The sequence below is a fragment of the Halorubrum tropicale genome (assembly GCF_001280455.1).
Taxonomy (GTDB): domain Archaea; phylum Halobacteriota; class Halobacteria; order Halobacteriales; family Haloferacaceae; genus Halorubrum; species Halorubrum tropicale.
Map to the genome: position 1 here is coordinate 608,392 of NZ_LIST01000001.1, position 26,930 is coordinate 635,321.

At 70.4% G+C, this 26,930-nt stretch carries 30 protein-coding genes; 13 read left to right on the top strand and 17 right to left on the bottom strand.

Annotation, left to right across the window (positions count from 1 at the left end):
- Positions 1-80 precede the first annotated feature (80 nt).
- Positions 81-524 (top strand): hypothetical protein, encoded by a 444-nt coding sequence (locus AMR74_RS02875; RefSeq protein WP_053770547.1) that lies wholly within the window; start codon positions 81-83, stop codon positions 522-524.
- A gap of 256 nt (positions 525-780) precedes the next feature.
- Here AMR74_RS02875 and AMR74_RS18360 read toward each other — a convergent pair whose 3' ends face one another.
- Entirely contained in the window at positions 781-1,179 is a 399-nt protein-coding gene (locus AMR74_RS18360) for a DUF7718 family protein (protein WP_137705189.1), read from the bottom strand.
- A gap of 27 nt (positions 1,180-1,206) precedes the next feature.
- Positions 1,207-4,362 carry an adenosylcobalamin-dependent ribonucleoside-diphosphate reductase gene (locus tag AMR74_RS02880; RefSeq protein ID WP_053770548.1) on the bottom strand — a complete coding sequence of 1,052 codons (3,156 nt, stop codon included), beginning with the start codon at positions 4,360-4,362 and terminating at the stop codon, positions 1,207-1,209.
- A 423-nt stretch (positions 4,363-4,785) separates the two neighbouring features.
- Here AMR74_RS02880 and AMR74_RS02885 point away from each other — a divergent pair, with 423 nt between their 5' ends.
- The gene (locus AMR74_RS02885; protein WP_053770549.1) at positions 4,786-5,028 is read left to right on the top strand and encodes a hypothetical protein; all 243 of its coding nucleotides are present in this window, start codon (positions 4,786-4,788) and stop codon (positions 5,026-5,028) included.
- Positions 5,029-5,073: 45 nt separating this feature from the next.
- On the opposite strand, the gene AMR74_RS02890 is transcribed toward AMR74_RS02885, so the two are convergent.
- Positions 5,074-7,341 (bottom strand): CDC48 family AAA ATPase, encoded by a 2,268-nt coding sequence (locus tag AMR74_RS02890; RefSeq protein WP_053770550.1) that lies wholly within the window; start codon positions 7,339-7,341, stop codon positions 5,074-5,076.
- Positions 7,338-7,589, bottom strand: a complete 252-nt coding sequence (locus AMR74_RS02895) for an Hsp20/alpha crystallin family protein (RefSeq protein WP_053770551.1) — start codon at positions 7,587-7,589, stop codon at positions 7,338-7,340. The genes AMR74_RS02890 and AMR74_RS02895 overlap by 4 nt, the downstream gene beginning before the upstream one ends.
- Before the next feature lie 214 nt (positions 7,590-7,803).
- Here AMR74_RS02895 and AMR74_RS02900 point away from each other — a divergent pair, with 214 nt between their 5' ends.
- The 4 genes from AMR74_RS02900 to AMR74_RS02915 all read left to right on the top strand — a co-directional run bounded on the left by AMR74_RS02900 (position 7,804) and on the right by AMR74_RS02915 (position 11,569).
- A complete protein-coding gene (locus AMR74_RS02900; protein ID WP_053770552.1) occupies positions 7,804-8,574 on the top strand; it encodes an alpha/beta fold hydrolase in 771 nt (256 codons plus the stop codon).
- Positions 8,575-8,694: 120 nt separating this feature from the next.
- Positions 8,695-9,390 carry a hypothetical protein gene (locus AMR74_RS02905; RefSeq protein WP_053770553.1) on the top strand — a complete coding sequence of 232 codons (696 nt, stop codon included), beginning with the start codon at positions 8,695-8,697 and terminating at the stop codon, positions 9,388-9,390.
- A gap of 127 nt (positions 9,391-9,517) precedes the next feature.
- Positions 9,518-9,892 (top strand): Hsp20/alpha crystallin family protein, encoded by a 375-nt coding sequence (locus tag AMR74_RS02910; RefSeq protein WP_053770554.1) that lies wholly within the window; start codon positions 9,518-9,520, stop codon positions 9,890-9,892.
- 3 nt (positions 9,893-9,895) lie between these two features.
- Positions 9,896-11,569, top strand: a complete 1,674-nt coding sequence (locus AMR74_RS02915; RefSeq protein WP_053770555.1) for an ABC1 kinase family protein — start codon at positions 9,896-9,898, stop codon at positions 11,567-11,569.
- A gap of 27 nt (positions 11,570-11,596) precedes the next feature.
- On the opposite strand, the gene AMR74_RS02920 is transcribed toward AMR74_RS02915, so the two are convergent.
- The 4 genes from AMR74_RS02920 to AMR74_RS02935 all read right to left on the bottom strand — a co-directional run bounded on the left by AMR74_RS02920 (position 11,597) and on the right by AMR74_RS02935 (position 15,311).
- On the bottom strand, positions 11,597-12,439 hold the full coding sequence (locus tag AMR74_RS02920) for an FkbM family methyltransferase (RefSeq protein ID WP_053770556.1): 843 nt from the start codon (positions 12,437-12,439) through the stop codon (positions 11,597-11,599).
- Between the two features lie 7 nt (positions 12,440-12,446).
- Positions 12,447-13,595, bottom strand: coding sequence for a site-2 protease family protein (locus AMR74_RS02925; RefSeq protein ID WP_053770557.1), 1,149 nt, complete (start codon positions 13,593-13,595; stop codon positions 12,447-12,449).
- Positions 13,596-13,791: 196 nt separating this feature from the next.
- Complete coding sequence (locus tag AMR74_RS02930; RefSeq protein ID WP_053770558.1) at positions 13,792-14,052, bottom strand: DUF7123 family protein; 261 nt, start codon at positions 14,050-14,052, stop codon at positions 13,792-13,794.
- A 389-nt stretch (positions 14,053-14,441) separates the two neighbouring features.
- Entirely contained in the window at positions 14,442-15,311 is an 870-nt protein-coding gene (locus tag AMR74_RS02935; RefSeq protein WP_053770559.1) for a molybdopterin synthase, read from the bottom strand.
- A 124-nt stretch (positions 15,312-15,435) separates the two neighbouring features.
- On the opposite strand from AMR74_RS02935, the gene pyrH reads away from it, so the two are divergent.
- The 4 genes from pyrH to AMR74_RS02955 all read left to right on the top strand — a co-directional run bounded on the left by pyrH (position 15,436) and on the right by AMR74_RS02955 (position 19,146).
- Positions 15,436-16,155 (top strand): UMP kinase, encoded by a 720-nt coding sequence (gene pyrH, locus AMR74_RS02940; RefSeq protein WP_053770560.1) that lies wholly within the window; start codon positions 15,436-15,438, stop codon positions 16,153-16,155.
- Positions 16,152-17,906 carry a lysine--tRNA ligase gene (gene lysS / locus AMR74_RS02945; RefSeq protein ID WP_053770561.1) on the top strand — a complete coding sequence of 585 codons (1,755 nt, stop codon included), beginning with the start codon at positions 16,152-16,154 and terminating at the stop codon, positions 17,904-17,906. Before pyrH ends, lysS begins: the two co-directional genes overlap by 4 nt.
- Entirely contained in the window at positions 17,907-18,146 is a 240-nt protein-coding gene (locus AMR74_RS02950) for a DUF7573 domain-containing protein (RefSeq protein WP_053770562.1), read from the top strand. It abuts the gene before it with no gap.
- Between the two features lie 88 nt (positions 18,147-18,234).
- Positions 18,235-19,146, top strand: a complete 912-nt coding sequence (locus tag AMR74_RS02955; protein ID WP_053770563.1) for a sensor histidine kinase — start codon at positions 18,235-18,237, stop codon at positions 19,144-19,146.
- On the opposite strand, the gene AMR74_RS19775 is transcribed toward AMR74_RS02955, so the two are convergent.
- The 4 genes from AMR74_RS19775 to AMR74_RS02970 form a co-directional block, all read right to left on the bottom strand.
- The gene (locus AMR74_RS19775) at positions 19,130-19,264 is read right to left on the bottom strand and encodes a hypothetical protein (RefSeq protein WP_017343858.1); all 135 of its coding nucleotides are present in this window, start codon (positions 19,262-19,264) and stop codon (positions 19,130-19,132) included. The genes AMR74_RS02955 and AMR74_RS19775 overlap by 17 nt on opposite strands.
- 106 nt (positions 19,265-19,370) lie before the next feature.
- On the bottom strand, positions 19,371-19,673 hold the full coding sequence (locus AMR74_RS02960) for a DUF5808 domain-containing protein (protein ID WP_053770564.1): 303 nt from the start codon (positions 19,671-19,673) through the stop codon (positions 19,371-19,373).
- An 86-nt stretch (positions 19,674-19,759) separates the two neighbouring features.
- Entirely contained in the window at positions 19,760-21,502 is a 1,743-nt protein-coding gene (locus tag AMR74_RS02965; protein ID WP_053770565.1) for a bifunctional N(6)-L-threonylcarbamoyladenine synthase/serine/threonine protein kinase, read from the bottom strand.
- 9 nt (positions 21,503-21,511) lie between these two features.
- Positions 21,512-21,817: a 30S ribosomal protein S24e gene (locus AMR74_RS02970; protein ID WP_004597313.1), complete on the bottom strand. Its 306-nt coding sequence runs from the start codon at positions 21,815-21,817 to the stop codon at positions 21,512-21,514.
- A 149-nt stretch (positions 21,818-21,966) separates the two neighbouring features.
- On the opposite strand from AMR74_RS02970, the gene AMR74_RS02975 reads away from it, so the two are divergent.
- Positions 21,967-22,548 (top strand): hypothetical protein, encoded by a 582-nt coding sequence (locus AMR74_RS02975; protein WP_053770566.1) that lies wholly within the window; start codon positions 21,967-21,969, stop codon positions 22,546-22,548.
- Positions 22,549-22,571: 23 nt separating this feature from the next.
- Here AMR74_RS02975 and AMR74_RS02980 read toward each other — a convergent pair whose 3' ends face one another.
- Genes AMR74_RS02980 through AMR74_RS03000 form a run of 5 tightly spaced genes read right to left on the bottom strand, consistent with a single transcriptional unit; the run spans position 22,572 to position 25,716 of the window.
- On the bottom strand, positions 22,572-23,195 hold the full coding sequence (locus AMR74_RS02980; protein WP_053770567.1) for a GTP-dependent dephospho-CoA kinase family protein: 624 nt from the start codon (positions 23,193-23,195) through the stop codon (positions 22,572-22,574).
- Positions 23,196-23,220: 25 nt separating this feature from the next.
- Positions 23,221-23,418, bottom strand: a complete 198-nt coding sequence (gene spt4, locus AMR74_RS02985; protein ID WP_053770568.1) for a transcription elongation factor subunit Spt4 — start codon at positions 23,416-23,418, stop codon at positions 23,221-23,223.
- Positions 23,418-23,993, bottom strand: a complete 576-nt coding sequence (locus tag AMR74_RS02990; protein WP_004597309.1) for a DNA-directed RNA polymerase — start codon at positions 23,991-23,993, stop codon at positions 23,418-23,420. The genes spt4 and AMR74_RS02990 overlap by 1 nt, the downstream gene beginning before the upstream one ends.
- 21 nt (positions 23,994-24,014) lie before the next feature.
- Positions 24,015-24,470: a PIN domain-containing protein gene (locus tag AMR74_RS02995; protein WP_053770569.1), complete on the bottom strand. Its 456-nt coding sequence runs from the start codon at positions 24,468-24,470 to the stop codon at positions 24,015-24,017.
- 1 nt (position 24,471) lies between these two features.
- Entirely contained in the window at positions 24,472-25,716 is a 1,245-nt protein-coding gene (locus tag AMR74_RS03000; RefSeq protein ID WP_053770570.1) for a translation initiation factor IF-2 subunit gamma, read from the bottom strand.
- Positions 25,717-25,960: 244 nt separating this feature from the next.
- On the opposite strand from AMR74_RS03000, the gene AMR74_RS03005 reads away from it, so the two are divergent.
- Positions 25,961-26,410 (top strand): DUF5810 domain-containing protein, encoded by a 450-nt coding sequence (locus tag AMR74_RS03005; protein WP_053770571.1) that lies wholly within the window; start codon positions 25,961-25,963, stop codon positions 26,408-26,410.
- Positions 26,411-26,446: 36 nt separating this feature from the next.
- The gene (locus AMR74_RS03010; RefSeq protein ID WP_053770572.1) at positions 26,447-26,884 is read left to right on the top strand and encodes a DUF5809 family protein; all 438 of its coding nucleotides are present in this window, start codon (positions 26,447-26,449) and stop codon (positions 26,882-26,884) included.
- Positions 26,885-26,930 lie beyond the last annotated feature (46 nt).

Sequence of the window (26,930 nt, forward strand, 5' to 3'; positions counted from 1 at the left end):
GACCGGCCGCCCCGGGTTATAAACGCACCGTCGCGGACGCCACGGCAACCCTTTTCGGCGGCGCCGCCGAACCGTGGCGCATGGCAGACGACGACGCCACCGACCCCGAGAACGGCGAGGCCGGCGAACAGGGCGACGCCGCCGACGGCGACGACGGCGAGGAGAAGTCCTTCCGCGAGCGCGTCGAGGAGATCCGCGAGCGACGCGAGCAGGAGCGGGAGGAGGGCGACCGCCCCGACCCCGAGGAGATGATGGGCGGCGGCGGCCCGCCGGGGATGGGCGGTGGCGGCGGCGGGAACCCCTTCGCGCAGATGATGTCCGGCATGATGGGCGGCGGCGGTCCCGGCGGCGCGGGCGGCCCGCCCGGCATGGGCGGCGGCCCCGGCGCGCAGGGCGAGCAGGGCCCCCGCGGCGACGACGGCGGCAACGAGGAGCTCGTCCGCGAGGTGCGCCAGCTCCGCGACGAGGTCCGCGACGCGACCCGCCAGCTCCAGCGCATCGCGCAGGCGCTCGAAGACGACTAAACGCGAGCCGTCGCCTCTTTTATTCCACTCAGTACGATACAGTGTTTAGATCGAGCTCCACGAAAATCAGTAACAAGCTATTTGTCTAAGGGAAACAATTCCAGCGTACGAAAACATGCCTACACACGAAACAAAATCCGCGGAGGCAGTTTTATCCGAAAAAACGGATGAACCAGTGGATACGTTCTCCGCGGACGACAAACCGATTCCAGAACTCGACGACTTGGAATCGGTCCCAGAAGAAGAGCGGTAGGTATTAGCCGTTTTGCGGACCGTATCTTTCGAGAAGGTCGTCAGCACGTTCTGTGAGGAATCGCTCACAGTACGCTGGCGCGTTCTCCGCCGTTACTGCCGGGAACCCGCGCTGAACGTCAACTTTCTTGCCGCCTCGATATAGGTCAAGGTGGAGACGTTCCGACTCGACGTCGTGCCCCCACGCTGAATCAGGGTGGTGGTCGAACCGAGCGACCTGTCGCCAGTCACGCTCTCCGTACTGTTCCCCGATGTTCTCTTCCAGTTGAACGAGAAACCAGTCGACGCTCCCGTCAGTAATACCTATCTCCACGTTGACTCGGGAGCGTCCGTACTTTACCGGAACCGAGTAATCGGCGTCTGGATGAGCGTGCCGGTGTTCGGGCGTCGAACTATTCGTCATAAAACACGAGAGAAGAGGTGTGTTAGCTTAACACTCCGACCAGCCGCACGACTCGCACGTCTTGCAGCCCTCGGAGTAGTAGAGGTTCATGCCGCCGCACTCGGGGCACTCGGGCGACTCGCCCGCCGCGATGAGCTCCTGCGTCGAGTCGTCCGCGTCCGCGGCGTCGTCGTCCGCCGCCGGCCCGGGCCCGCTCGGAGCGTCGGTCGCCGTGCCGGCGTCGACCGCGCCGCCGTCGGTCTGGCTCGGGCGACCCGCGCCGGAGGCGGCCTCCTCGACGTCGTCGAGGCTCTGTTGCTGGGGGATCCCCTTGTCGACGTCGTCGTCGAGGTAGCGCCGCAGTGCGGTGCCGATGGCGTCCGGGATCGACTGGATCTGCTCGCCTTTGTCCCAGGCGACCTTCGGGCTCCGGGTGCCCTGAAGCTCGTCGACGATCTCTTCGGGGTCGACGCCGGAGCGCAGCGCCGTCGAGATGACCTTCGCCAGCGCCTCCGTGAAGGAGTTGGTGTAGCCGCCGGAGTGGCCGATGTTCGCGAACAGCTCGAACGGCAGCCCGTTCTCGTCCTCGTTGATGGTGACGTACAGCTTGCCGTAGCCCGTCTCGACGCGCTGCGTGACGCCGTTCAGGGAGTCGGGGCGCGGGCTGCGCTCGCTGTAGTCGATCCGGGTCTGCTCCGTCGCTTCGAGGAGGTCCGCGACCTCGGCGTCGATCGCCGCGCGGACGTCCTCGTTGTCGAGGAACGCCTCGACGCCGCCGAACACGTCGTTGATCTGCTCGACGATGGTCTCGGCGGCCTCGGTCTCGTCGGCGAACTCGGTGTTCTGCGCGCGGGTCGTGAGCACCTGCTTCGAGCGGGTGCCGTCGCGGTAGTAGGTGACGCCCTTCCCGCCGTTCTCGTAGATGTACTCGAAGACCTCCTTGGCGTCGTCGAGCGTGGAGTCGTTCGGCGCGTTCACCGTCTTCGAGATGGCGGAGTCGACGCCCTTCTGACAGGCGACCTGGACGCCGGCGTGGTCCTTCGCGGAGAGGTCGCCGGTGACGACGAACAGCTCGCCGATCGCGTCCGGCACCGTCTCTAACCCCTCGACGCCGTCGAACGCGTTCTCGGCCATCTGCTCTTGGGCCTCCTGTTTGACCGCGTCGACGTCGACGTCGTTGGCCTCCAGGGTGCGCAGGAAGTAGTCGTCGAACTCGACGAGCATCTCGTCGCCCTGGACGTCGTCGGAGACGTTCTTGTAGTAGGCGACGTTGTAGATGGGCTCGCAGCCGCCGGTCGTGTTGCCGATCATCGACGTCGTGCCCGTCGGGGCGATCGTCGTCGTGTTGTGGTTGCGGATCGGGAAGCCGTCCGCCCACTCGTCGGCGTCGAGCCCGGTGTAGTGCTCGAACCAGTCGCGGTGTTCGGTCGGGTTCGCGTACTTCGAGTCCTCCCAGTCGTTGAACGTCCCGCGCTCCTCGGCGAGCTCGTGGGAGGCGAGCTTCGACTCGTGGTTGATGTGGGTCATCAGCTGGCGGGCGATCTCGTTGCCCGACTCGGAGCCGTAGCGGACGCCGAGCTGGACGTACAGCTGCGCGAGCCCCATGATCCCCAGCCCGATCTTCCGCATGTCCCGGACCTTCTGTTCGATCTCCGGGACGGGGAAGTCGGACATCGTGACGACGTTCTCGAGGAAGCGGGTGCCGTACGCGATCCGCTCGTCGAACGCCTCGAAGTCGATCGCCTCGTCTAGGAACGCCTCGACGGCGGCCGCCTCGGAGTCGTACTCGTCGGCGTGCTCGTCGGACCAGACGCGCCAGTCCGGCGCGTCGAGGTCGGCGAGCGTCGAGAGGTTGATGTGGCCGAGGTTACAGGCCTCGTACTCCTCGAGGGGCTGCTCGCCGCAGGGGTTCGTCGCGAGGATCCGGTGTTCCGGATGCTCCTCGACGTCGAAGGAGTGCTCCTTGTTGATCCGCTCGAGGTAGACGACGCCCGGCTCCCCGTTCTCGTGGGCGCCCTCGATCATGTGGTCCCAGATCTCGGCCGCCGGGACGGAGAGCTCCTCGCCGACCTCGACGTGCTCGCCGAGGCCGAACATGTCGTACAGCTCCTTCGTCTCCGGCGTCGCGACGTGGGGCTCCTCCGTGCGCGGGTTGGTGAAGGTGAACTCCTCGTCGTTCTCCAGCGCCTCCATGAAGTCGTCCGTGACGCCGACGCTGATGTTGAAGTTCGAGAGGTGTCCCTCGACGGCGTTCCGGAGGTGCTCGGGCACCTTCTCGTCCTCGTCGATGAGGTCGCGGGCCTCCTCTAAGGCGTCCGCGAAGGAGTTGTGCGTGAAGTCGTCGGGGTCGTTCAGGCGCAGCGAGTGGGCCAGGGAGACGTCCTTGTTCTTCGCGTGGATGAACTGGATGACGTCGGGGTGCGAGACCCGCATGACGCCCATCTGGGCGCCGCGGCGCGCGCCGCCCTGCGCGATGGTCTCGCACATCTGGTCGAACGTCCGCATGAACGTGATCGGACCGGACGCGATGCCGCCGGTGGAGCCGACGGAGTCGCCGTACGGGCGGAGCTGCCAGAACGCGTACCCCATGCCGCCGCCGGACTGGAACACCTCGGCCGCCTCCTTGGCGGTCTGGTGGATGTCGGTGATGTCGTCGCCGGGCGAGTCGACGAAGCAGGCGGAGAGCTGCTGGAGCTCGTCGCCCGCGTTCATCAGGGTGGGGGAGTTCGGCATGAACGAGAGCGACTCCATCCCCTGCCGGAACGTCTCCGCCGTCGCCTCGACGTGGTCGCGCACGCTCTCGGGCAGCTCGGGGACGACCGTCTCGTACGCGAACTTGTTGACGTTGTGGGCGGTGAGCGTCGTCTCCGCGTCGTCCGCCGCGGTCGTGCCCGCGCCGAAGACCTCCTCGGCGAGCTCGTCGCGTCGCGGGTGGTCGGGCTTCAGCTGGTCGGGCGTGACGGTGACCTCGACGCCCTGCTTCTCGGCCTCGAAGACGGCCTCCGCGAGCGCGACGTTGCGCGCGACGCGGTCGAACAGCTCCTCCTGGTCCTCCGCCGGCTCGCCGTCCGCGTTCTTCCGGAGGTAGCGCGCGGGTAGGATGTTGTGGTAGGCGTTGCCCGTGAGCCGCTCCTCCATGGTTTCGCCCGTGGTGCGTTTGATCGGTAGCTCGACTCCGTCCGCGGTGACGCCGTCGCTGCTCATTCGGCGGCCACCCCGCTGGCTTGGCGTGGGATATGGGTCATCTGTAGTGTTGGTGTACTGGCGAGGCGGGCCCTTGTAGGTTCGGATGTTCGGACCTGCCCGGCATCTACATGTCTGATTCGGTATGTAACGTCGGTCCGGCGCGTCTGACGCTGACTACGGTACGTCGGTAAGAGACGGACTCCGTACACATAAGCATGGGTAGACCGGAGTGAAACTGGTCGTCGAACGACCAAACCGTGCGACGGAAGCGGCCTCCCACCGGAACAAAAGGGGGGTTGTCGGCCGGAGATTTCCCCGGTAACGACGGCCGCTCGTCTCTCTGTGTCCGTCCTCGGGCGGAGCGCGCGGCGGGCTCAACGCAGTTCTTGCCGCCGATATATCAACGATCGACAACTGGGTCCGCCCTCGTCCCACAAGCTTATGCCCGGCCTCGCCGTGACCCCGGACATGACCGCACCGTCGCTCGCGTTCGCGGGACTCGTCGCGCCGGCACAGGCCGCGCTGCTCGGCAGTCAGATCGGCCAGCTGCTGGTCGCCCTGGTCGCCGTCGCGCTGATCATCGTCGTCGGCAAGTTCGTGCTGAAGCTCGCGTGGCGGCTCGTCACGATCGGTATCGTCGTCGTGGCCGCGTTCTACCTGCTGTCGACGCTGGGCGTCGTATAACGAACCGACGGGGGAGCCGCCCCGCCAACGGGACGGGCGCTCGGCTTACTGGAACGCGGCGCCCGGCTCGGCCTCGTCGCGGTCGACCTCCGACCGCTTGAACCGCTGTTCTATCTCCTCGTAGCGCTCGCGCGTCTCGGGGGTGACGCTCGGGTTCACCTCGCGCAGCGCGTCCTCGAAGTGGGCCATCGTCACGCGGACGTTACCGACGGACTCGCCGACCTCCTCCGGGGTGACGCTGCCGATGAACTCTCGTGAGGCGTTCATCGACGCCTCGCGGGCGACCGCCTCGATGTCAGCGCCCACGTACCCCTCGGTCTTGCGCGCCAGCGCGTCGAGGTCGACGTCGTCCGCCAGCGGCTTGTCCCGCGCGTGGACCTCGAAGATCCGGCGGCGCGCCGCCTCGTCGGGGACGGGCACGTGGACGTGCCGGTCCAGCCGTCCGGGGCGCAGCAGCGCCGAGTCGATGAGGTCCGGGCGGTTCGTCGTCGCGATGACGACCACGTCCTCCAGCGATTCGAGCCCGTCGAGCTCCGTCAGCAGCTGGGAGACGACGCGCTCGCCCACGCCGGAGTCGCCGGAGTTCTGCCCGCGCTCGGTGGCGATCGAGTCGATCTCGTCGAAGAACACGATCGTCGGCGCGTTCTCGCGGGCCTTGCTGAACACCTCGCGGACGCCCTTCTCGGACTCGCCCACGTACTTGTTCAGCAGCTCTGGCCCCTTGATCGAGATGAAGTTCGACTCGCTCTCGTTGGCGACCGCCTTCGCGAGCAGGGTCTTCCCCGTGCCCGGCGGGCCGTACATCAGGACGCCCTTGGCGGCCTCCATGTCCAGCTCCTCGAACACTTCGGGGTACTCGAGCGGCCACTGGATCGTCTCGCGGAGCCGCTCTTTGGTGTCTTCGAGGCCGCCGACCTGGTCCCAGCTGACGTCCGGGACCTCGACGAACACCTCGCGGAGCGCGGAGGGCTCGATGCCCTTCATCGCCTCCTTGAAGTCCGCCTCGGTCACCTGGATGCTGTTCAGCACGTCGGCGTCGATCTCGTCGCTTTCGAGGTCGATCTCCGGCCGGATGCGCCGCAGCGCGTGCATCGCGGACTCCTTCGCGAGCGACTCCAGGTCGGCCCCGACGAACCCGTGGGTGTTCTCGGCGTACTCGTCTAGGTCGACCCCGTCGGTCAGCGGCATGTTCCGCGTGTGGACCTGGAGGATCTCCTTGCGGCCGTCGCGGTCGGGGACGCCGACCTCGATCTCGCGGTCGAAGCGGCCGCCCCGGCGGAGCGCCTGGTCGATGGCGTCGACGCGGTTCGTCGCCCCGATGACGACGACCTCGCCGCGCTCCTCGAGCCCGTCCATCAGCGAGAGGAGCTGGGCCACGACGCGGCGCTCCACGTCGCCGCCGGCCTCCTCGCGCTTGGGCGCGATGGAGTCGAGCTCGTCCATGAAGATGATCGCCGGCGACTCCTCGGACGCCTCCTCGAACACCTCGCGGAGCTGCTCTTCGCTCTCGCCGTAGTACTTCGACATGATCTCCGGGCCGGAGATCGTGTGGAAGTCCGCGTCGATCTCGTTGGCGACCGCCTTCGCGATCAGCGTCTTCCCCGTGCCCGGCGGGCCGTGGAGCAGGACGCCCTTCGGCGGGTCGATGCCGAGGCGCTTGAACAGCTCCGGGTGCCGCATGGGCAGCTCGATCATCTCGCGGACCTGTTCGAGCTCGTCGTCGAGCCCGCCGATGTCCTCGTAGGTGACGTCGGGGCCCTCGCCGGTGCCGCCGGCGGTGTCGCCGCGGTCGGCGATCTCCTCGGCGGATATCTCCGAGATCGAGATGTCGGTCTCGTCGGTGATGACGACCGTGCCGCCGGGGCTCGTCTCGGCGATCTTCATCGGGACCGCCTGCGACTGGCCGCCCATCAGCCCGAAGCCGAGGGAGGTCCGGATCGTCTGTCCCTCGGTGACGGGCTGTCCGGAGAGCTTGTCGCGGATGAACGGGGCGATCTGTCCCCGCACCCGCAGCTGGCTCGGGAAGGCGATCGTCACCGCGTCCGCCCGCGAGACGTCGACGTCCTCGACGGTGACGCGGTCGTCGATCCCCACGTCGGCCTCCTGGCGGAGGCGGCCGTCGATGCGGATCACGCCGGTGCCGTCGTCCTCGGGGTAGCCGGGCCAGACGCGGGCGATCGCGGCCCCGTCGCCGCCCTCGACGCGGACGATGTCCCCGCCGGAGAGCCCGAGCTCCTCGGCCGCGACGCGGTCGATCGCCGCGAGGCGGCGACCGGCGTCCTTCTGTTTCAGCGGCTTGACGGTCAGCTTCATCGCTCGCCCTCCACGGTGAGCACGCCGTTGTTCACGGCCGCGTCGACGGCCGTCCCCGGCAGCTCGAACTCCGATTCGACCGGACCGTCCGGTCCCTCCACGACGACGATCGCCGTCTCGCCGACGGTGTCGACGGTGACCGAATCGTCGTCGGCCCCGAGGTCGGCGGCGACGATCCACCGGTCGTCGTACTCGTACCGGCGCAGCAGCGCGCCCTCGCCGGTCGATCGGGTCTGTATGTGATTCATCCTAACTACGAGTTAGTCGCAAAGACATATAAACTTGTCGCTCAAAATCGCATGACGTGAGTGTTTTCGATCGCATCGGTAGTGTAGCGGTTCGGACTAGATCACCCGGCGATCGGGCGCCGTCGAGCGATCGGATTCGGGGCCGGTGCGGATCGCCGGTCCGCGGGCCGGATCCCTCCGGCGTTTATCCCGCTCGGCGCCGAACCGCTCGGACATGGAACGGGTCACCCACGACGGCCGCGAGACTGCGTACCGCCGGTTCGACCGCGGCGGCGACGGACCGACGGTCTGTCTCGTCCACGGCAGCGGCGGCACGAAGGACGTCTGGAAGTCGCAGGCGCGGCTCGCGGACCGCTTCCCCGCGGTCGCGGTCGACCTCTCCGGCCACGGCGACAGCGGCGACGCGACGGCGTCCGCCGGCCGCGAGGCGCTCGAGGCGTACGCGGACGACGTCGTCGCGGTCGCCGAGGCGACGGACGCGACGGTCCTCTGCGGGAACTCGCTCGGGGGCGCGGTCGCGCTGTGGGTCGCCTTAGAGCGGGACCTCGCGCTCGACGGCCTCGTGCTCGCCGGCACGGGCGCGAAGCTCGCGGTGGCCGAACCGCTCCGCGACGCGCTCGCCGACGACTTCGAGCGGGCGGTCTCGCTGCTCCACGAGCCGGACCGGCTCTTCCACGACGCGCCCGCGGAGTACGTCGAGCTCTCCGAGGCGGCCATGCGCGCCTGCGGGCGCGCCGTCACCGAACGCGACTTCCTGACGTGCCACCGGTTCGACGTTCGGGACCGGCTCGGCGAGGTCGCGGTCCCGGCGCTCGCGGTCGTCGGCGCGCACGACGGGCTCACCCCGCCGGCGTACCACGAGTACCTCGCGGCGGAGATCCCCGAGGGGGAGCGGACCGAGATTCCCGACGCCGCCCACCTCGCGATGCTCGAACGGCCGACGGCGTTCAACGACGCGCTCGCGGAGTTCCTCGGCCGACTGTAGTTGCCGCGGCCGTGCGGACCGCAGTCACCGGTCACCGCGCGCCGTCCGCAGCTCGGAGGCACCCTCCACGCCCGAGGCTCGGAGGCACCCTTTTAGGTCGCCCGCGCGTCGCGGGGCCACATGGTCGACAGCGACGAACGGGAGCCGGACACGGGTCGCGCGGACGGATCCGGGGACCGGGCGGACGCCGCGGGCGCCCCCGCCGAGCCCGACATCGAGGACCTGCTCGCGAAGCTCGACGCCCTGAGCGACACCGTCGACGAGGGCCACGAGCGCGAGAAGGTCAGGCAGACCATCTCGCTCGTCGAGCGGATGCCCGGGACCGGCGCGCTCGCCGGGCGGATCACCAAGTACACCTCCCGCGACCTCGCCGAGTCGTTCGTTGGCGCGGTGCTCTTCGCGCTCCCCCTGCTCGTCGAGGGCGGCGTCTTCGAGATCGCGGCCTGGTTCGCGGCGACGACCGTCGCGGGCGTCCCGGTCCTCCTGATCGGTCACGTGGGGTTCATCCTCGTCGCGGTCGCCGGCCTCCTCTACTTCGCCGACTTCCGGCAGATCGCGATCCGGCACCCGATCTTCGGACTCGTCCCCCGCCGGTACGCCGGCGTCCTCGTCGTCTCGCTGGCCACGTCGGCCAGCATGCTGCTGTTCTGGGGCCGGCTCCACGAGGGCGACCCGACCGCGCTCGAACGGGCCGGGCGGATCGCCGTCGTCTGGGCCGCCGCCGCGTTCGGCGCGGGGCTCGGCGACATCCTCCCCGGCGAGTCCCACGGCGAGGACCTCGGGAAGTTCGACCTCGACATCGGCGACACCGAGTGACTCGACGCGGTCGATCGCGCCGGAGCGGTCCGCGGTCGCCGCACGCGATCCGAGCGGTCTGCCCGATCCGGTCCGGGGACTCCCGGTTTTCCACAGCTTTTTCGCCGCGGCGACCCTACCCGCGTTCATGTCAGCGCTACGCGACGCGCTCCGGGACCTCCCGGACGCGGTGTTTGCGGACCTACTCGAGTCGGACGACGGGTACGTCCTCGTCGTCGACCTCCCAGGCGCGGCCGCCGAGACGACAGAGGTGCTCGTCGAGGACGGGCGCATCGAGATCGAGGGCCGGCGCGAGAAGACCGTCCCCGACGGGTTCGAGTACGTCCGCGAGGACCGCCCGCTGTTCCTCGACGCGGAACTCCCCCTCCCGACCGACGCCGACGGCGCCGGCGCCGACGCCGAGATCGACCGCGGCGTCCTCGAAATATCGGTCCCCAAGCGGGAGCGGGACGTCTCCCGGACCATCCCCGTCGACGACGCCGACGACGAGGGCGACGCCTGACGGGTGGTCACGCTGGTCAACCTTCGCGCCTACTGGCGGTTCGTCGTCGTTCTGCGGCAGTTCTCGCCGCTCATCATCGCCTACTGGCGTGACCGCCGCCGATACTTCCTGTTCGGCGGGAGCCGCGAGGTCGACGCCGAGATCCAGCGCGAGCGCGCCGCGGTGCTGCTCGACATCCTGCTCACCCTCGGCCCGACGTTCATCAAGCTCGGCCAGATCCTCTCGACGCGGCCGGACATCCTCCCGCCGGCGTACATCGAGGTGCTGGAGGGGCTCCAGGACGACGTGCCGCCCGCGCCGTGGGAGGAGTCGAAGGTCGTCCTCGAAGACGAGTTCGGCCCGGTCGACGACGTCTTCGACGAGTTCGACCGCGACCCGATAAGCGGCGCCAGCCTCGGACAGGTGTACACCGCCACCTACGACGGCGACGACGTCGCCGTGAAGGTCCGCCGACCGGGTATCGAGTCCCTCGTCGAGGCCGACCTCCGAACGATCCGCTGGTCGATCCCCCTGATCAAGCGGTTCACCGGCGCCGGCCGGGCGTTCTCCTTGGAGAACCTCGCCGACGAGTTCGCCAAGACGATCCGCGAGGAGATGGACTACGCCCGCGAGCGGACGATGCTTGAAGAGATCCGGAGCAACTTCGCCGACGAGGACCGGATCCGGATCCCGGAGACGTACGAGCCGGTCTCCGGCCCGCGCGTGCTCACGATGGAGTACGTCCCGGGCACGAAGATCAGCGACATCGACGCGCTCGACGAGGCGGGACACGACCGGACGGAGGTCGCGGAGACGCTTCAGGAGGTGTACCTCCAGATGATCATCGAGGACGGGGTGTTCCACGCCGACCCGCACCCTGGGAACCTCGCGGTCGCGGACGACGGCGCCGTGATCTTCTACGACTTCGGAATGGCCGGCCGGGTCGACCCGTTCATCCAGGAGAAGATCGTCGATTTCTACGTCGCGGTCGCGCGACAGGACATCGACGCCATCCTCGACACGCTCATCTCGATGGGGACGCTCTCGCCGGAGGCCGACCGCGAGGTGATGGGCAACGTGATGGAGTTAGCCATCGCGGACGCCAGCGGCGAGGACATCGAGCAGTACCAGGTGAACCAGATCATCGAGCAGGTGGAGTCGACCATCTACGAGTTCCCGCTGCGGCTCCCGCCGAACCTCGCTTTGGTCCTCCGGGTCGCCACCGTCGTCGAGGGCGTCTGCGTCACGCTCGACCCCGAGTTCGACTTCATCTCGACGGCGACCGACTACCTCCGCGAGGAGGGGTACTACGAGCAGACCGCCCGCGACCTCGCCGAGGACGCCGGGCGGCAGGTCCAGCGCACCACCGAGGCGCTGTTCACGGTGCCCCCGAAGGCCGACGAGTTCCTCGACCGCGCCAACCGCGACGACCTGACTGTTAACGTCGTGTTGGAGGACGACACGAAGGTGTTAGAGAAGCTGGCGATGCGGATCGCCTACTCCGTGCTGCTCGCCGTCGGCGTCCTCTCCGCGACGATCCTCTACTCGTTCGCCGAGAACTGGCGGCTCGCCGCCGTCGTCCTCGCGCTGGCGGCGCCGCTCGCGATCGCCCTGTACCGCTCGTTCCGCAAGCAGCGCGGGCTCCGTGCCACCCCGCAGTTCACCCGTCAAGGGATGAAGCAGCGGCGCGACGACTGACCCGTTCCCTCCCGGAAACGGGCCGCTTCAGGCCTCTTCCGGCCGACAGATCCACACGTCTTCCGCTTCCTCGACCGCGTAGTCTCGCGCCGCCAGCCACTCGCGGAGGGCGGCGGAGCCGGATCCGGCCGCGGTCTCCTCCGAACCCCCCTTCGCGTCCTCGGCCGCCGCCTCGGCGGCCTCGTGGACCTCCACGACGAGCAGCGGGCGGTGGGTCGCGAGCGTCGCCGTCGCGCCCCGGAGGACCGCGGCCTCGTGCCCCTCGACGTCGACCTTGATCGCGTCCGGCGGAGGGACGGTGCCGACCCCGTCCGTCCCCTCGCCACCGACGCCGTCGACGAGGTCGTCGAGCCGGCGGACGGGGACCGACTCCGTGCCCGCGACGCTCGCGCCCCACCTGGTCGCCGACTCGCGGTCGAACGCGGAACACTTCGAGTACGTCGAGCGGTAGAAGGTGAGCGTCGCGTTCGCGTCGCCGAGGCCGGCGCGTCTGAGGTCGATCACGCCGCCGGCCCCGCCTCCGCCGCCCAGCCCGTTCCGGTCGGCGTTCCGCGCCAGCCGGTCCGCGCTCTCGCCGTTCGGTTCGAACGCGACCACCCGGCGGTCGGTGCCCAGCGCCAGCGGGACGGCGTGCTCGCCGACGTGCGCGCCCACGTCGAGGACCACCGCGTCGTCGGGCAGTCGGTCGAGCGCGTCGAGCCCGGGGTCGTCGCCGTGGGGGTTCGTCGGCTCGTAGCTCCAGTACCGCCCCGCGACCGTGCGCTTCGGCGTCGCGACGCCGAGCGCGTAGGTGAGGTCCGCGAGGCGGTACAGCGTCCGGAAGCCGCGCCGCTCGACCCGGGCGCGCAGCGACGAGAGGGGCCGGCTCATCGCGGCGTCACGCCCCGACGACCTGGATCGGGACGAGGAGGAAACAGAGCGCGCCGACGGCGAACGTGGCGAGGCCGACCGCGAGCCGCGGCAGTCCCACGCCGTCCTCGTCGGCCGGGTTTGCCGGACCGTTGAACGCGATCACGGCCGCGAACACTCCCCAGAACGCCCAGAGCCCGACCGACTCGTTCAGTCCGAGGCCACGCCAGAAGTGGAGGTAGGCGGCGACGGCGAACAGCGCGCCGGGGACGAGCGCCGCCACCGTCTCCTGTCGCGGCCCGAGCATCGCTCGGACCATGTGGCCGCCGTCGAGCTGGCCCACCGGGAGGAGGTTCAGGAGCGTGAAGAACATCCCGACCCAGCCGCCGATCACGACCGGGTGGGCGCTCAGCCGCGGATCGCCGTAGCTCGTCGGCTGGCCGAGGACGCCGGCGATGAGGTCCAGAAGCGGCGGGTTGTTGAATCGGATCACCGGCCCCGAGGAGTTCGCGAGCTCCGCCGGCACCCCGATCGGGTCGAGCGAGAGCCCGACGGCGGTCACGGCGACCGTCGCGACCAGCCCCGCGATCGGTCCGGCGGCGCCGATGTCGAAGAGGACCTTCCGCGAGGGCATCCGCCCGCGGATCCGGATCACCGCGCCGAGGGTCCCGAAGGGGAAGATGAAGGGGATCACGTACGGAAGCGAGACGGGGACGCCGTGGTATCGGCCGGCGGCGTAGTGGCCGAGCTCGTGGGTCATCAGGACGCCGAGGACGGCGGCGGTGAACGGCCACGCCTGGAGCAGGGTGAGGGGGTTCGACTGTATCTCGGCGAGCGGGACGTAGTACCAGCCGTAGGCGCCGACGAACAGCGTCGACAGCACGGTGGCCGCGAACATGGCGACGTTCACCCAGGGTATCCCGTCGCGGCCGCGGTCGAACGGGGTCGCCACGACGACATGCCCGTCGTCGACGGCCTCCACGTCGACCTCGTAGCCCGCCTCCCGGAAGTGGGGAGTCAGCTTCCGCAACAGCGTCCGCTCCGGGACGTACGACTCGCCGCGGTACCGCACGCGGCCGTCCTCGCGGCGGACCTCGTCGATCCGAAAGAACGTCCGGAGGGGCTCCGGACGCGGGGCGCCGTCGCCGGTCGCCGCCGCGTCCTCGTGTTCTGGCATCGTCACGTCGTAACTGGTCTGCGAGTATAAACCCCGCGTCGGCGAACGAGTCGGAAGCGGGGCCGGTCGTCCGCTCGCCGGGGCGGCGGACGCGTGCGGGGTCAGAAAGCGCGAGTCGGGGACCGAGCCGCGGGATCCGGTGCGGCGGTGTGCGTCAGAGGCGGTGCTGCGAGCGTCGGTCGGCGGACCGGGGGCGTCAGGCGGGCTCGACGCGCCAGGTCGTCGCGCCCGTGTACGACCACTTCTCGACGGTGAGCTCTGTCGCCGAGTCGCGGAGCTTCACCATCAGGGCGCCGATCTCCTTCGGGGAGAGGTCGACGTCCTCGGAGATGAACTTCCCCTTGAAGTACATCTCGCCGTCCTGGGCGCGGTCGAGCAGGTACTGTTTCAGCCGCTCTTCCTTGCTGCGGTCGTCGTCTGCGCTCGCGTTCGTGGAGGGGTTCGCTGTCGCGCTCATGGTACATCCCACGCTTGCCGCCGGAGGGTGTTATAAAGGTGACACCGTTGGGCGACGTTCAGGGGGTTTCAGGGCGTTTCACCCCTCGCCCCGAGGTAAAACGTGTCTGACGGACTCTTTACAACGGTTCCAGAACGCAGTAGAAATTTTATAATCGATTTTGAGGGCGTTTCGGCCGCCGGCCGCTCGGTAAGCGATTCTCCTCTGCCTCCGCGTTCGTCGGACGAATAAGCGGCAAAATGGGCCGATTAACGCCGCCTCGGAGCACGGACGCGACCCTCGCGCGCCCCCCGTGCGTCCTCTGCGCGCCCCTCGATCGGGCCGTCTGCGGCCGCGATCCGGGCCCGGATCTCCTCGGCGCGCCGACTCGAACTCCCTTCGCGGGCCGTTCAGTCCCGCCGGTGGACCCAGAACGTCTCCGACTCCGTCGCCTCCTTCTTGAATATCGGCACCTCGTCTTTCAGGCGGTCGATCCCGTCCTCGACCGTCCGGAACGCCTCCCGGCGGTGTCCGGCGAGGACGACGACGAACACGATGTCCTCGCCCGCCTCGATCACTCCGGTTCGGTGGTGCATCCGCACGTCGAAGACCCCGTCCCGCTCCGCGAGCTCCGCCGCGATGGCGTCCATCCGCTCCGCGGCGACCCCCTCGTACTTCTCGAACGCGAGGTGCGTCGTCCGGTCGTCGCCCGGGGCGTCGCGGGCCCGCACGCAGCCGGTGAACGTGGCGATCGCGCCCGACAGCTCGGCGTCCGCGGACGCCTCGACGCGGTCCACCAGCGTCTCGCGGGTGATCCACGGCTCGGCCTCGTCGAGGGCGGCCACGAGCCCGTCGAGGTCGACGCCCTCGGCCGTCGCCGCGGTCGCGAGGACCGTCCCCGGCACGCCCTCGGGGTCGGCGTCGGCGCCGAGCAGGACCGCGGGCACGCGCAGCCGCGACTCGCCGACCGCCACGAGGTAGTCGTGGTCGGGGGCGAGCCCGTCGAGCAGGTCGTCGAACCCCTCGACGCGCCCCCGGCCGCTCCAGTTCCCGTCCGCGTCGAGCGCGATCTCGGTGTCGGCGTCGGGGCGCCCGGCGGGGTCGACGACCTCGCCCTCGACCGCTCCGCCGTCGGCCGCCCGGTCGCTCGGGCCCGGTTCGTGCGGCCGGTCTCCGTCGAGGTCGTCGCGCTCCACGAGGGCCACCCGTCCGTCGAGCCGCGCCGCGAGCCGCCGCGCCAGCGCCGGGGCCCCGTTGCCGACGATCGATATCGGTCGCATACCCGAGAGCGGGCCGCGACCGGCTTAGGCGTTTCCCGGGCGGCCCGGAGCCCCGACCGCGGGGCGCCTCCGACGCGTCCGGGCTTGGCAATCCTTAAGACCGCGACAGGGATACTCGTCGCCAATGAGAGTCGTCGTTTCTGTCGGCGGGAGCGTGCTCGCGCCGGACCTCGACCCCGAGCGCGTCGCCGCGTACGCCGAGGCGATCGAACGGCTGGTGGCCGACGGCTGCGAGGTCGGGGTCGTCGTCGGCGGAGGCGGCGTCGCCCGCGAGTACATCGAGACGGCCCGCGATATCGGGGCCAACGAGGTCGAGCTCGACCGGCTCGGGATCGGGACGACCCGGCTCAACGCCCGGCTGCTGATCGCCGCGCTCGGCGACCGCGCGAGCCTCGCGCCCGCGACCGACTACGAGGAGGCGGGCGCGGCCCTCCGCCGCGACGAGGTCGCGGTGATGGGCGGCGTCACCCCGGGACAGACCACCGACGCGGTCGCCGCCGCCTTCGCCGAGTCGGTCGACGCCGACCTGCTCGTGTACGCCACGAGCGCCGACGGCGTGTACGACGCCGACCCCAACGCCGACCCCGACGCGGCCCAGTTCGCGGAGCTGTCGCCCGCGGAGCTCGTGGAGGTCGTCCTCCCGATGAGCCGAGACGCCGGCGCCTCCGCGCCCGTCGACCTGCTCGCCGCGAAGCTGATCGACCGGGCCAGCATCCGGTCGATCGTGCTCGACGGCACCGACCCGAGCGCCGTCGTCGACGCCGCGCTGTACGGCGACCACACCGGGACCGACGTGGTCCCCGTCGGCGGCGAGGAACCGAGCTCCTGGACGGAGGAGCGATGAGCGGGGACGACGCAGCGGACGGAGCGGCGGACGCGGGGAGCTCCGCGCCCGACGACTCCCCGCACATCCTCTCTGAGCGGGCCGCGCTCGACGAGGGGGCCGCCGACGAGGGCGAGGGTGCGGTGGAGGGGGACGGCGAGGCCTTCCACGCGTTCTGGGCCGACGTGGTCGCCGACGAGGTCGAGGCGCGCGACCCCGACGAGCCCATCGTGATCAAGGGCGGCGTCTCGCCGTCGGGCGTCGCGCACCTCGGCAACTTCAACGAGATCATGCGCGGCTACTTCGTCGCCGAGGTGCTGCGCGACCGCGGCCACGAGGTCCGGCAGGTGTTCACGTCCGACGACAAGGACCCGCTGCGGAAGGTGCCGCGCAAGCTGGCGAACGCGGACGGCGACATCGTCGGGCTCGGCGAGGTCGACGCGGGCGCGCTCGGCCGCAACCTCGGGAAGCCGTACACCTCGATCCCCGACCCGTTCGGGGAGGCCGAGTCGTACGCGGCCCACTTCGCGGGCCTGCTGAAGGCCGACGCCGACCGGCTGAACGTCCCCGTCGAGATGCTGTCGAACACCGACCTGTACGCCGACGGGACGTTCGACGACGCGGTCCGGACGGTCCTCGGCGACGTCGAGCGCGTCCGCGAGGTGCTCTCGCCGTACCAGGACAAGGTCGACGACGAGTACGTCCCGTTCAACCCCGTCTGCGAGGCGTGCGGGAAGGTCACGGAGACGGTGACGGGAATCGACCTCGAAGCGGAGACCGTCGAGTACGCCTGTACCGACATGGACGCCGGGGGCAACACCATCGAGGGGTGCGGCCACGAGGGCACCGCGACGTTCCGCGAGGGGAAGCTCCCGTGGCGGCTGGAGTGGCCCGCCCAGTGGGGCGTCCTCGGCGCCGACTTCGAGCCGTTCGGAAAGGACCACGCGGAGGGGTCGTGGCCCTCCGGCGTCGACGTCGCGCGGAACGTCTTCGGCGAGGAGCCGCCCGTCCCGATGGTGTACGAGTGGTTCACGCTCAACGGCGAGGCGTTCTCCTCCTCGGAGGGGAACGTCGTCACGGTCCAGGAGCTGCTCGACCTGATCGAGCCCGAGGTGCTCCGGTTCTTCTTCGCGCTCCACCCGAAGAAGGCCCGCGACCTCGACGTCGAGCGGCTCGACCAGCTGGTCGACCGCTTCGACCGGTTCGAGCGCGCCTACTTCGGCGAGGTGGACGACGAGGACCTCACCGCCTTCGCCGAGCGCGCCTACCCGTTCGTCGTCGGGCGACCCGACGAGCCGCCGGCGGAGCGACCGATCCGGCTCCCCTACACCTTCGCGGCCGTCCTCGGGATGGTCGACGACCCGGACTTCCGCGAGCGCCTCGCCCGCGACGAGGGGCACATCCCGGACGACGCCGACGACGACGCGGTCGACGCCGCGCTCGCCCGCGTGGAGCAGGCGCGGAACTGGGCCGAACGGACCGGAAACGAGTACGACTACCGGCTCCAGACAGACCTCCCCGCGGTCGAGTTCGACGAGGACGTGGCGGCCGCGCTCGACGACCTCGCCGACTTCGTCGCCGCCGGCCACGACGGCGAGGCGATCCAGGGGGCGATGTACGAGACCGCACGCGACCACGGCGTCGAGGTCAGCGAGTTCTTCGCGGCGGGCTACCGCCTCTTCTTCGACGACACGCAGGGGCCGCGGCTCGGCGAGTTCCTCGGCGAACTGGAGCGCGACTACGTCGTCGACCGACTCCGACGGGAGGCGTAGATGGCCGAGGACCGCTCGCTCGACGACTTCGCCGATACGGACGCCGACGCCGGCGACGTGTCAGATTCCGCTGACACGTCCGACGCCGACGACGCGCCCGACTCGACCGACGCCGACCCCGCCGTCGCCACGTCGACGTGGCACGCCGACGGCGCGGCGTGCGACCGGTGCGGCGAGCGGGTCGAACGCCGGTGGCGCGAAGCGGACGCCTACGTCTGTGCCGACTGCGCCTCCTGGTGACGGGATTACCGGGCCGTCAAAGCTTAAGACGCCGGCCGTTGAGTTCTCTCGTGCGAGGAAAATTCACTGAGAGTAAAATTAAATATAAATGAAATATAATCCGGAACTACTCTACGGGCGGTCGGCGACGGCGCTCACGGCGGCGTACCTCTGCGTCGCGGCGGCGTTCGCGGTCGCGGTCGACCTCGCGACCGCGTCCGCGGTCGGATCCGTCGCCGACTGGACGCCGGCGCACCTCGTCGGCGACCTGTTGCTCGTCGTCGGGTCCGGCGGCCTCCTGTACGGCGCGGTCACGCACCACCGCCGCCGGGCGGAGACCGCCCGCCGGGACCTCGAAACCTCCAACCAGCAGCTACAGGTGCTGAGCCGCGTGTTCCGACACAACGTGCGCAACGACCTCAACGTGATCCAGGGGTACACCGACCTGCTCGCCGACCGGATCGACGACGAGCGGAGCCGGGAGTGCCTGGAGACGATCCGACAGACGACCGACGACGTCGTCGACATCAGCGAGAAGCTCCGCGTGGTCGAGGACGCGTCCGCCGAGCCGTCGGACGGTCGCGTCGACCTCGTCGACGCGGTCCATGAGGCGGTCGAGGTCGTCGACGCCGACGGCGCCGCCGTCACCGTCGAGACGCCCTCCGAGGCGTGGATCCGCGCCGACGACTCGGTCGCGTTCCCGATCCGCGAGGTGTTCGAGAACGCGGTCACCCACAACGACGGGGCCACGCGCCGCGTCGCGGCCACGATCCGCGAGAACGGAACGACAACCTGTCTGGAGGTCACCGACAACGGCCCGGGGATCCCTCCCGAAGAGCGGGCGGTGTTACAGGCCGAAGAGGAGACGCCGCTCTCGCACGCGAGCAGCATCGGGCTGTGGCTCGTCAAGTGGATGTGCGAGACGCAGGGCGGCACCGTCCGGTTCGACGCGACGGACGACGGGACCACGGTCCGGCTCCGGTTCGAGTCCGCGGCGACGCCCCCTACTCCAGTTCGGTGATCGTCACGGCGTAGACGGCGCCGCAGTTCCCGCACTCGACGTGGACGCCGCGGCTGGCCTCGCCGCGGGTGAACTCGGAGATCTCCTCCGAACACGAGCACTCGAACTGGACTTTCATTACCGTATCACTGTCCTTCTGATATTTAAATGAAACCGATGCGGAATCAACGGTGAAAATCACCGATCGCGGTACCACGCCGCACGGGCGGGGACGGCGGTCGGCCTCAGTCGTCGTCGACGATCACTTCGACCGGTCCGTCGCCGTCGTCCGCGGCGTCCTCGTCGGACCCGCCGGACGCGTCGACGCCGGCCGACTGCTGCTGCTGGTAGTAGAGCCCGCCGGCGACCGCGAGGACGATCCACGACCGCCAGTTGGCGAGGTTCAGGGTGTAACCGATGCCGAACGGCTTCTCGACGAGCATCCCCTTCTCCGGTTGCCAGTACGACGACAGCAGGCGTCCGAGGCTCGGACGCTCGAAGTTGTACGGAATCCCGAGAATCTCTCCCGACGACGGTTTGTCTCCCATACCAGTCCGTCTGTCCGCTGGCACTATAAATCGTGGCGCCATCGGTCGGCGGGCCGGCCGGCGGCGCCGCGGCGGCGCCCCGACGCTCAGCGGTAACGGCCGCGGTCCGCCACGTCCCGGAGCCGGTCGAGGACCTCGCCCTCGCCGACCGCCTCGTACCCCGCCTCGAACGCCGCTATCAGCGGATCGGGATCGGTCGCGGTCGCCCGGATCGACCCCTCGAACACGTGGAGGTCCATCGCGTGGTCCTCGACGTGGCCGGTGTGGAAGCCGAGCCCGAAGTCGATGAGGTACGTCGCCGGCGCCGGGGCGGGCTCGTCGTCCGCGGCCGCGCTCTCCGCCTCGTCGGGCGACACGCGCACGTTCCGCGTCGTCGGGTCGCCGTGAACGATCCCCGCACCGTGAAGCCGGGCGAGGTGGCGCCCGACCGCCTCTGTCGAGCGCTCGTCGAGGGCGGTCGCGAGGTCGCGCTCGCCGACGTACTGGAGCGTCAGCGTCGCGTCCGCGAGGTCGACGTCGTACACGAGCGGCGTCGGGACGCCCGCGCGGCGGGCCTCGCTCGTCAGCCGCGCCTCCGCGACGGTCCGGTCGCGCCTGAGCGTCCGGTCGAGGTCGGGGTGCCGGTACGACTTCTCGACCCGCCGCTTGACGACCCGACGATCGTCGCCCGCGCCGGTGACCGCGACGGTCGCCTCCGCGCCGCGGCGGTCCGCGTCCGGGTCGCGCGCCGTCTCGGCCGACGCGCCGCCCGCGGCTCCCCGCGCGACCGACTCCCCCTCCCGCCACGTCACCGGCACCTGGTCCGGTCGGAAGTTCGGGTCGACCGCGGACTCCGGGACGGGAATCGCGTCACCCGCGGCCGCCATCTTCGCGCCCAACACGGCGATCATCCCCGCGTTGTCGCGGAGGAAGCGGGGCTCGGGCGCGTGGAAGTCGGCGCCGCGCGCCTCGCACATCGCGGCCAGCATCTCGCGGAGGCGGTCGTTCTGGGCGACCCCGCCGCCCAGCACGAGCTCGTCGGCGCCGGTCAGCGACAGCGCGCGCTCGGAGACCTCGGTGAGCATCGCGAACACGTGCTCCTGGAGCGAAAAGCAGATCTCCTCGACCGGGACCCCGCCGTCGGCGGCGTCGTTGGCGGCCGAGCTGATCCCGGAAAACGAGAAGTCCATCCCCTTGACGACGTACGGCAGGTCGAGGAGGTCGGCGGCCGAGGCGGCCGCTTCGCCGCCCGCGGACCCTTCTCCGTCGCCCGCACCCGCCGCGCCCGCCGCGAACTCGGCGGCCGCCGCCTCCACCTTCGGACCGCCGGGATGGCTCCAGCCGACGTGGCGCGTGAACTTGTCGATCGCGTTGCCGACGCCGGCGTCCATCGTCTCGCCGAGCACCCGGTACCGCCCGTCGTGGTAGCCGAGCAGGTGCGCGTTCGCGCCCGAGGCGTTCAGACAGACGGGGTTGTCGAACCCGGAGCGGTGCCGACCGATCTCCAGGTGCGCCACCATGTGGTTGGCGCCGACGAGGGGCACGCCGAGCGTCCCGGCGAGCGACCGCGCGGCGGTCCCGACGATCCGGAGGCAGGGGCCGAGCCCGGGCCCGCGAGAGAAGGCGACGGCGTCGACCGCGTCAGGACCGTACTCCGCCTCGGCCGCGGTCAACACCCGGTCGACGACCTCGGGGATCGCCTCCGCCATGTGTTCGGCGGCCTCGCGCGGGTGAATGCCGCCGCTGTCGGGCTCGTAGGGGTCGGACTCGATGAGAACTGAGTCGGTCTCGGCGTCGTACAGCGCGGCGCTCGCGCACCACGCGGTACCCTCGATGCCGAGAACGCGCATCCGGCGGGGTTACGCTTCCTCGGCGTCCGCCTCGTCGCCGCCGATCTTGTTGCGCTCGAGCATGTGGTCCTGTTCGACCTCCAGGGCGTCGGCCGCGGAGTCGTACACCTTCGCGTAGCCGATCGTCTTGCGCATGCCGAACTTGGTGTCGAGTTCGTGGACGACGACCTCCTCGGAGTCCTTGTCGAGCTTGGCGGCCAGCGAGTCGCGGACCGACAGCCGCGAGGGGGTGGCCTCCTCGTGGGTCGTCTCGAAACGGATGTCCGTGCGGTGCAGCATCGGGTTCTCCTCCTCGGAGATGATATCGACGTCCATGGTTCAGTTGGGCGTATATCCCCTCGAAAGCTGTAAAAGGATTTCGAAGCGGGGGTGTCGCCGCCGAACTCCCCGCCGACCGTCGACCGAGCGCCCCGTTCGGCGTCAAGGTTTCAGTCCTGCGGGCCGTGGATATCGTTACCACTCGAATGCCCAACGACGACGGATTCGACCCGACCGAGCGCTCCGAGTACGAACTCACCAGATCGGCCAACATCATCGTCCCGATGCCGCCCCTTCGAAAGGCCCGGATCTGCGGCGCGCTGGCGCTCCTCGGCTCGCTCGCCGCCCCCCTCGTCGCGACCCTCCCCGCGGCCGTTCGGGAGGCGAACTTCGCGGGTCCGCCGGCCGCGACCTCCCTCGGCGTCGCGGCCGTCGCGCTGGCCGGTACCATCGCCGCCGGCGGGGCCGGCCTCGGCCTGGTCGCGCTCCAGCGGCGCCTCGCTCGCGGTCCCGAACCCACGGACGACGCGGTCTGGTCGTTCCTCGCGTTCGAGGACGCACTCACCGGGGTCGGGTTCGTCACCGGCGGGCTCGGTGTCGGCGTGGGCCTCTCGCTGCTGGCGAGCGGTCACTGGGGCGTCGAGGCGCTCGCCGGGCTCCAACGCAACGGCGTCGAGCCGTACCTCCGGCTCTCGACGGTCCCGGTCACGCCGCGACTGGTGACCGCCGTCGCGCTGGCGGTCGGTCTCGCCGTCCTCGCGGCCACCGTCGCCGTCGACTCCGAGTGACGCCGAGATCGAACGGCGCAGACTCACTCCGCGTCGAACTCGCGGGCCTCGTCCGGGTCGACGCCGAGAATCTCGTACGCGGTCGCGACGTCGCCGCTCAGGCCCTCGAACAGCCCCCGGGCCCGCCGCCGCGCCTCGGGCGTGACCGCGACGCGGACCATCCCCTCGCCGGGCTGGCCATAGACGACGGTCGACCCGAGCGGCGCCGCGAGCATCGCCGGCAGCGCCGCCAGGTCCTCCTCGCCGGTCACCTCGATCGTCACCGGCTCGTCCGCCGCGAGCGCCTCGGCGAGCGCGTCGAGCAGCGCCGCCGACAGCGTCGCGGCCGGGTTCTCGACGGGCACGCGCCGCTCGTCCGTGGCCCCGAGCGCGGCCGCTATCTCCTCGCGGACGGCCTCCCGCTCCGTCTTCCCGTCGACAAGCGCGGCGTCCGGGACGCGGCCCGCCTCGCGGAGGTGATAGGTGACCACGTCGCCGACCGCGATCAGCCGCGGGGGACCCTCGGCTGGCGACGCGTGTCGCTCGCGGGTCTCGTCGGCGGCCTCGATCAGGGCGTCCGCGTCCGTCGTCACCGGCCCCAGCGGCTCCTTGAACGCGTCGCGCAGCGATTCGGGCAGCGTGAGAAGCGGGTCGGATGCGTCGCTCATCGGCCTTCGGCCTCGGAGCGGGTGGTTACCGGACCTTCAGCGCGTACGCGCCCGCGTCGGAGACGTTCATCTCCTCCGCGATCTGGCTGTCCGCGGGGTCGGTGACGATGACGTACCCCGCCCAGTCCTCCGTCAGCGACGAGGACCCGCAGAGCGCGCAGGTCTGGGCGTCCGGGTCGTTGACGTGGTGGCACTCTCGACACGCCAGGCGGTCCTCGGCCATCAGTCGGCCTCCTCACCGGTCTGTTCGCGGTGTTTCCGCTGGCCCTCCAGCCACTCGTGTTTGCCGAGGCCGGGCTGTTTCGCGGTGAGCCCGATCTTCGAGTCGCGGGGGTTGCGCTCGTCGATGCTCTTCGTCACGACGCGGACGCGGACGGCGTCGTCGACGCCGAGCGTCTTGTCGGAGTCCGACGAGGCGAGCTGCTGGTTCGCGCCGTCGAACGTGAGGTACTCGTCGGTGATCTGCGAGACGTGGAGCAGCCCGTCCACCGGGCCGATCCCGACGAAGGCGCCGAACTCGACCGTCTCCACGACGGTGCCGTCGGCGACCTCCTGCATGTCGGGGTCGTAGGTGAGCGCGTCGAACTCCGCCTCGTAGTAGACGCCGGGGCGGTTGTGTAACACCGCGCCCTCGCCGATGTCGTGAACCTCGATGACGCTCACGACGCTGCCGACGTCCTCGTCCATCCGTCCTTCCAGCTTGTCCTGGAGCAGGGCCTTCACCCGCTCGTCGGTGACGTCCGCCAGGTGCTTCGGCGGGACCTCGACCGTGTCCTTGAGTCGAACTCGTTTGTACATGTTGTTGGTTGTCCGCGGCCGCTAGGGTTCCGTTATCGCCAGTGTGTTCCGACCCCTTAAACCGATTACTGGTGCGTCCGCGGCCAGCACCCGGTTCGCGAGGGGCCCGTCGACCGTGACGACGGCGTCGACCCGGCCGGCCGCGGCCAGGGCGACGAGCGCGTCGTCGGCGTACGATTCGTCAGTCTCCACCGCCTCCGCCCGCTCCGCGAGGTCCGCCCCGACGCTCGCGGCGGTCGCCTCCGCGCCGTTGCCGCCCTGGAGGCCGTCGAGCTCCGCGAGCACCGCCGTCGGCACCACGGCCTCGTAGCCGCCGAGGATCCGGTCCAGCTCCTCGAACAGCCGGAGGTCGGCCTCGACCGGCGCCATCAGCGCGCTCGTGTCGAGCGCGACGACGGGCGCGCCGCCGAGGGCCTCGGTTCGGGCGTCGCCCGCGGCCGGGGTCTCCGGACCGTCCGCGCGGGCGTCGTCGGCCACGCTACGCCAGCGTCCCGACGCCGATGAGCCGCCAGCGCGCGCCGACGCGCCGGTTGATCGCGATCTGGGCGCCCTCCTCGGCGCAGACGGGCCGCTTGAGGCTCACCTCGCACTCGCCGTCGCGCGCGCTCGTCACGGCGCCGACCGTCGTCGCCGTGCCGACTGTGAGCATCAGCGGCTCGCCGGTGCTGATCTCCTCGATGTCGCTCTCACCGCTCTCGTCGTCCTCCTTGCCGACGACGCGGTCGAGGAGGTCGACCGTCATCTCGAACTCCTCGCGGGTCGGCGGGAGCGTCCCCGGCTCGCCGGCGACCTGCCCGGCGAGGGCGTCGCCCTTCGTGAGGCTCGGGTCGAGCCCGGTGCCGACGCCGAGGAGACCGCCCGGCCCGGCGGTCTCGACGTCGCGGTTGCCGGCCTGAAGCGACCGGACGGTCGTCTCCAGCGGTCGCCACTCGGTCTGGCCCTCCTCGTCGACCTCGCGTCCCGGGCGGATCTCCAGGCCGTCGCCGACGGACAGCTCGCCGCTGACGAGCGAGCCGCCGACGACGCCGCCCTTGAGGTCCCCGGCGCTCGCCCCCGGTCGGTTGATGTCGAACGAGCGGGCCGCGTACATCCGGGCGTGCTCGGCGGGGTCACGCTCCGGCGTCGGGATCTCGGACTCGATGGCGTCGATCAGGAGGTCGAGGTTGACCTCCTGCTGGGCCGAGACGGGGACGATCGGCGCGTCCTCCGCGACGGTTCCCTCGACGAACTCCCGGATCTGCTCGTAGTTGTCGACGGCGCGGTCGCGGCCGACCAGGTCGACCTTGTTCTGCGCGATGACGATGTTCTCGATCCCGATGAGATCGAGCGCCATCAGGTGCTCTTCCGTCTGGGCCTGCGGGACGTCCTCCGTCGCGCTCACGACGAGGACCGCCCCGTCCATGATCGAGGCGCCGGAGAGCATCGTCGCCATCAGCGTCTCGTGGCCCGGGGCGTCGACGAACGACACCGTCCGGATCGGCTCGCTCTCGGAGCCGTCCTCGCACTCCTCGTCGACGGTGTAACACTCGGGCTCGTCGACACCGGGGCAGCGTCGGAACGTCGCGTCCGCGTACCCCAGCCGGATCGAGATACCGCGTTTCATCTCCTCGCTGTGCTGGTCGGTCCACGAGCCGGACAACGCCTGTACCAGCGTCGTCTTCCCGTGGTCGACGTGACCGACGAGACCGATGTTCACCTCCGGTTGTGTGTTGGCTTCAGTCACTGTTGGACCTCCTAACGGAGTAGTCTTATGCGGATTTCGCCCCGTGCGAGTGATAAAGTTGCTGTTATAGGTGCGAGAGACGCCCGCGGGCGAGCCGACGGCGACCGTCCGACTCCGTCCGGTTCGGGGCCGCGGCGGTCGCGGCCTCGTCGCTCACCACGCGACCCGACACCCGGGTCGCGAACGGGCGCCGTCGGCGTCCTTCGACGCCGATTTACGCCTCACGCGGTAACGCGGACGTGTAATGGGATACGCGTGCCCCGTCTGCGACACGCCGCAGCGCGACGGCGAACACCTCGCGCACCACCTCGCGTTCACGGCGATGCTCCACGGCGGCGACCACGAGTCGTGGCTCGACGAGCGCGTCGACGACTGGAGCGACCGGAAACCGGCCGAACTCGCCGCCGAGGTGACCCCGCACGCCGAGGACGCCGAGTACGACGAGGTGTTCGAGGACACGGTCCCCCGCGGACGCCCGGACGTCGGGATGGGATCGGGCGGGAGCGCGTCCGGCCACGATCACGCCGGCCACGAACACGGCGCTCCCGCGGACGCCGGCGCGCCCGCCCCCGAGCAGGTCGACGACCCCGAGGTCGCCGAGGCGCTGCGCGAGGCGCGCGAGATGACCCGGAAGGCCGCGGCCGACGCCGACGAGGACGACCACCCCTCGACCGACGACGAAAGCGACGCGTAGCGGAACGCCCTTCCCCGCCCCCGGCTAACCGCGCGTATGGAGACCAGAGGCACGTTCGCCCCCGAGACGCGCGCCGAGGCGCTCGAACGGTACGAGGAGGCCGGCCCCGTCGCGCAGGTCGTCGTCCGCGAGGCGACCAAGGCGATGTCGTTCGACGCCGACGAGTACGACGAGCGCGTCACGCCCGAGGTGATCCGGACCGCCCGCGACGCGACGTTCGCCGAGCTGCTCGCGGTCCACGTCGGCGACCGCGACGAGTTCGACGCGTGGCTCGCGGACAGCGAGTTCGACGACGCGGCCGTGACGCAGATCGGCTCCGACAACGTCGACAACGTCGTCTGGCACCCGATCCCCTTCGCGGACGCGGTGATCGCGGCGACGTACCAGGAGGAGCCGGACGCGGCCGCTAGCACCCTCCGACGCAACGCCTTCGGGCGGGTGTATCGCGAGGAGTTCTACGAGTCGGGCCGATAGGCCGACCGCGGCGGCGGGTGCCGACACGCCGGTCGCGAACCGCGGA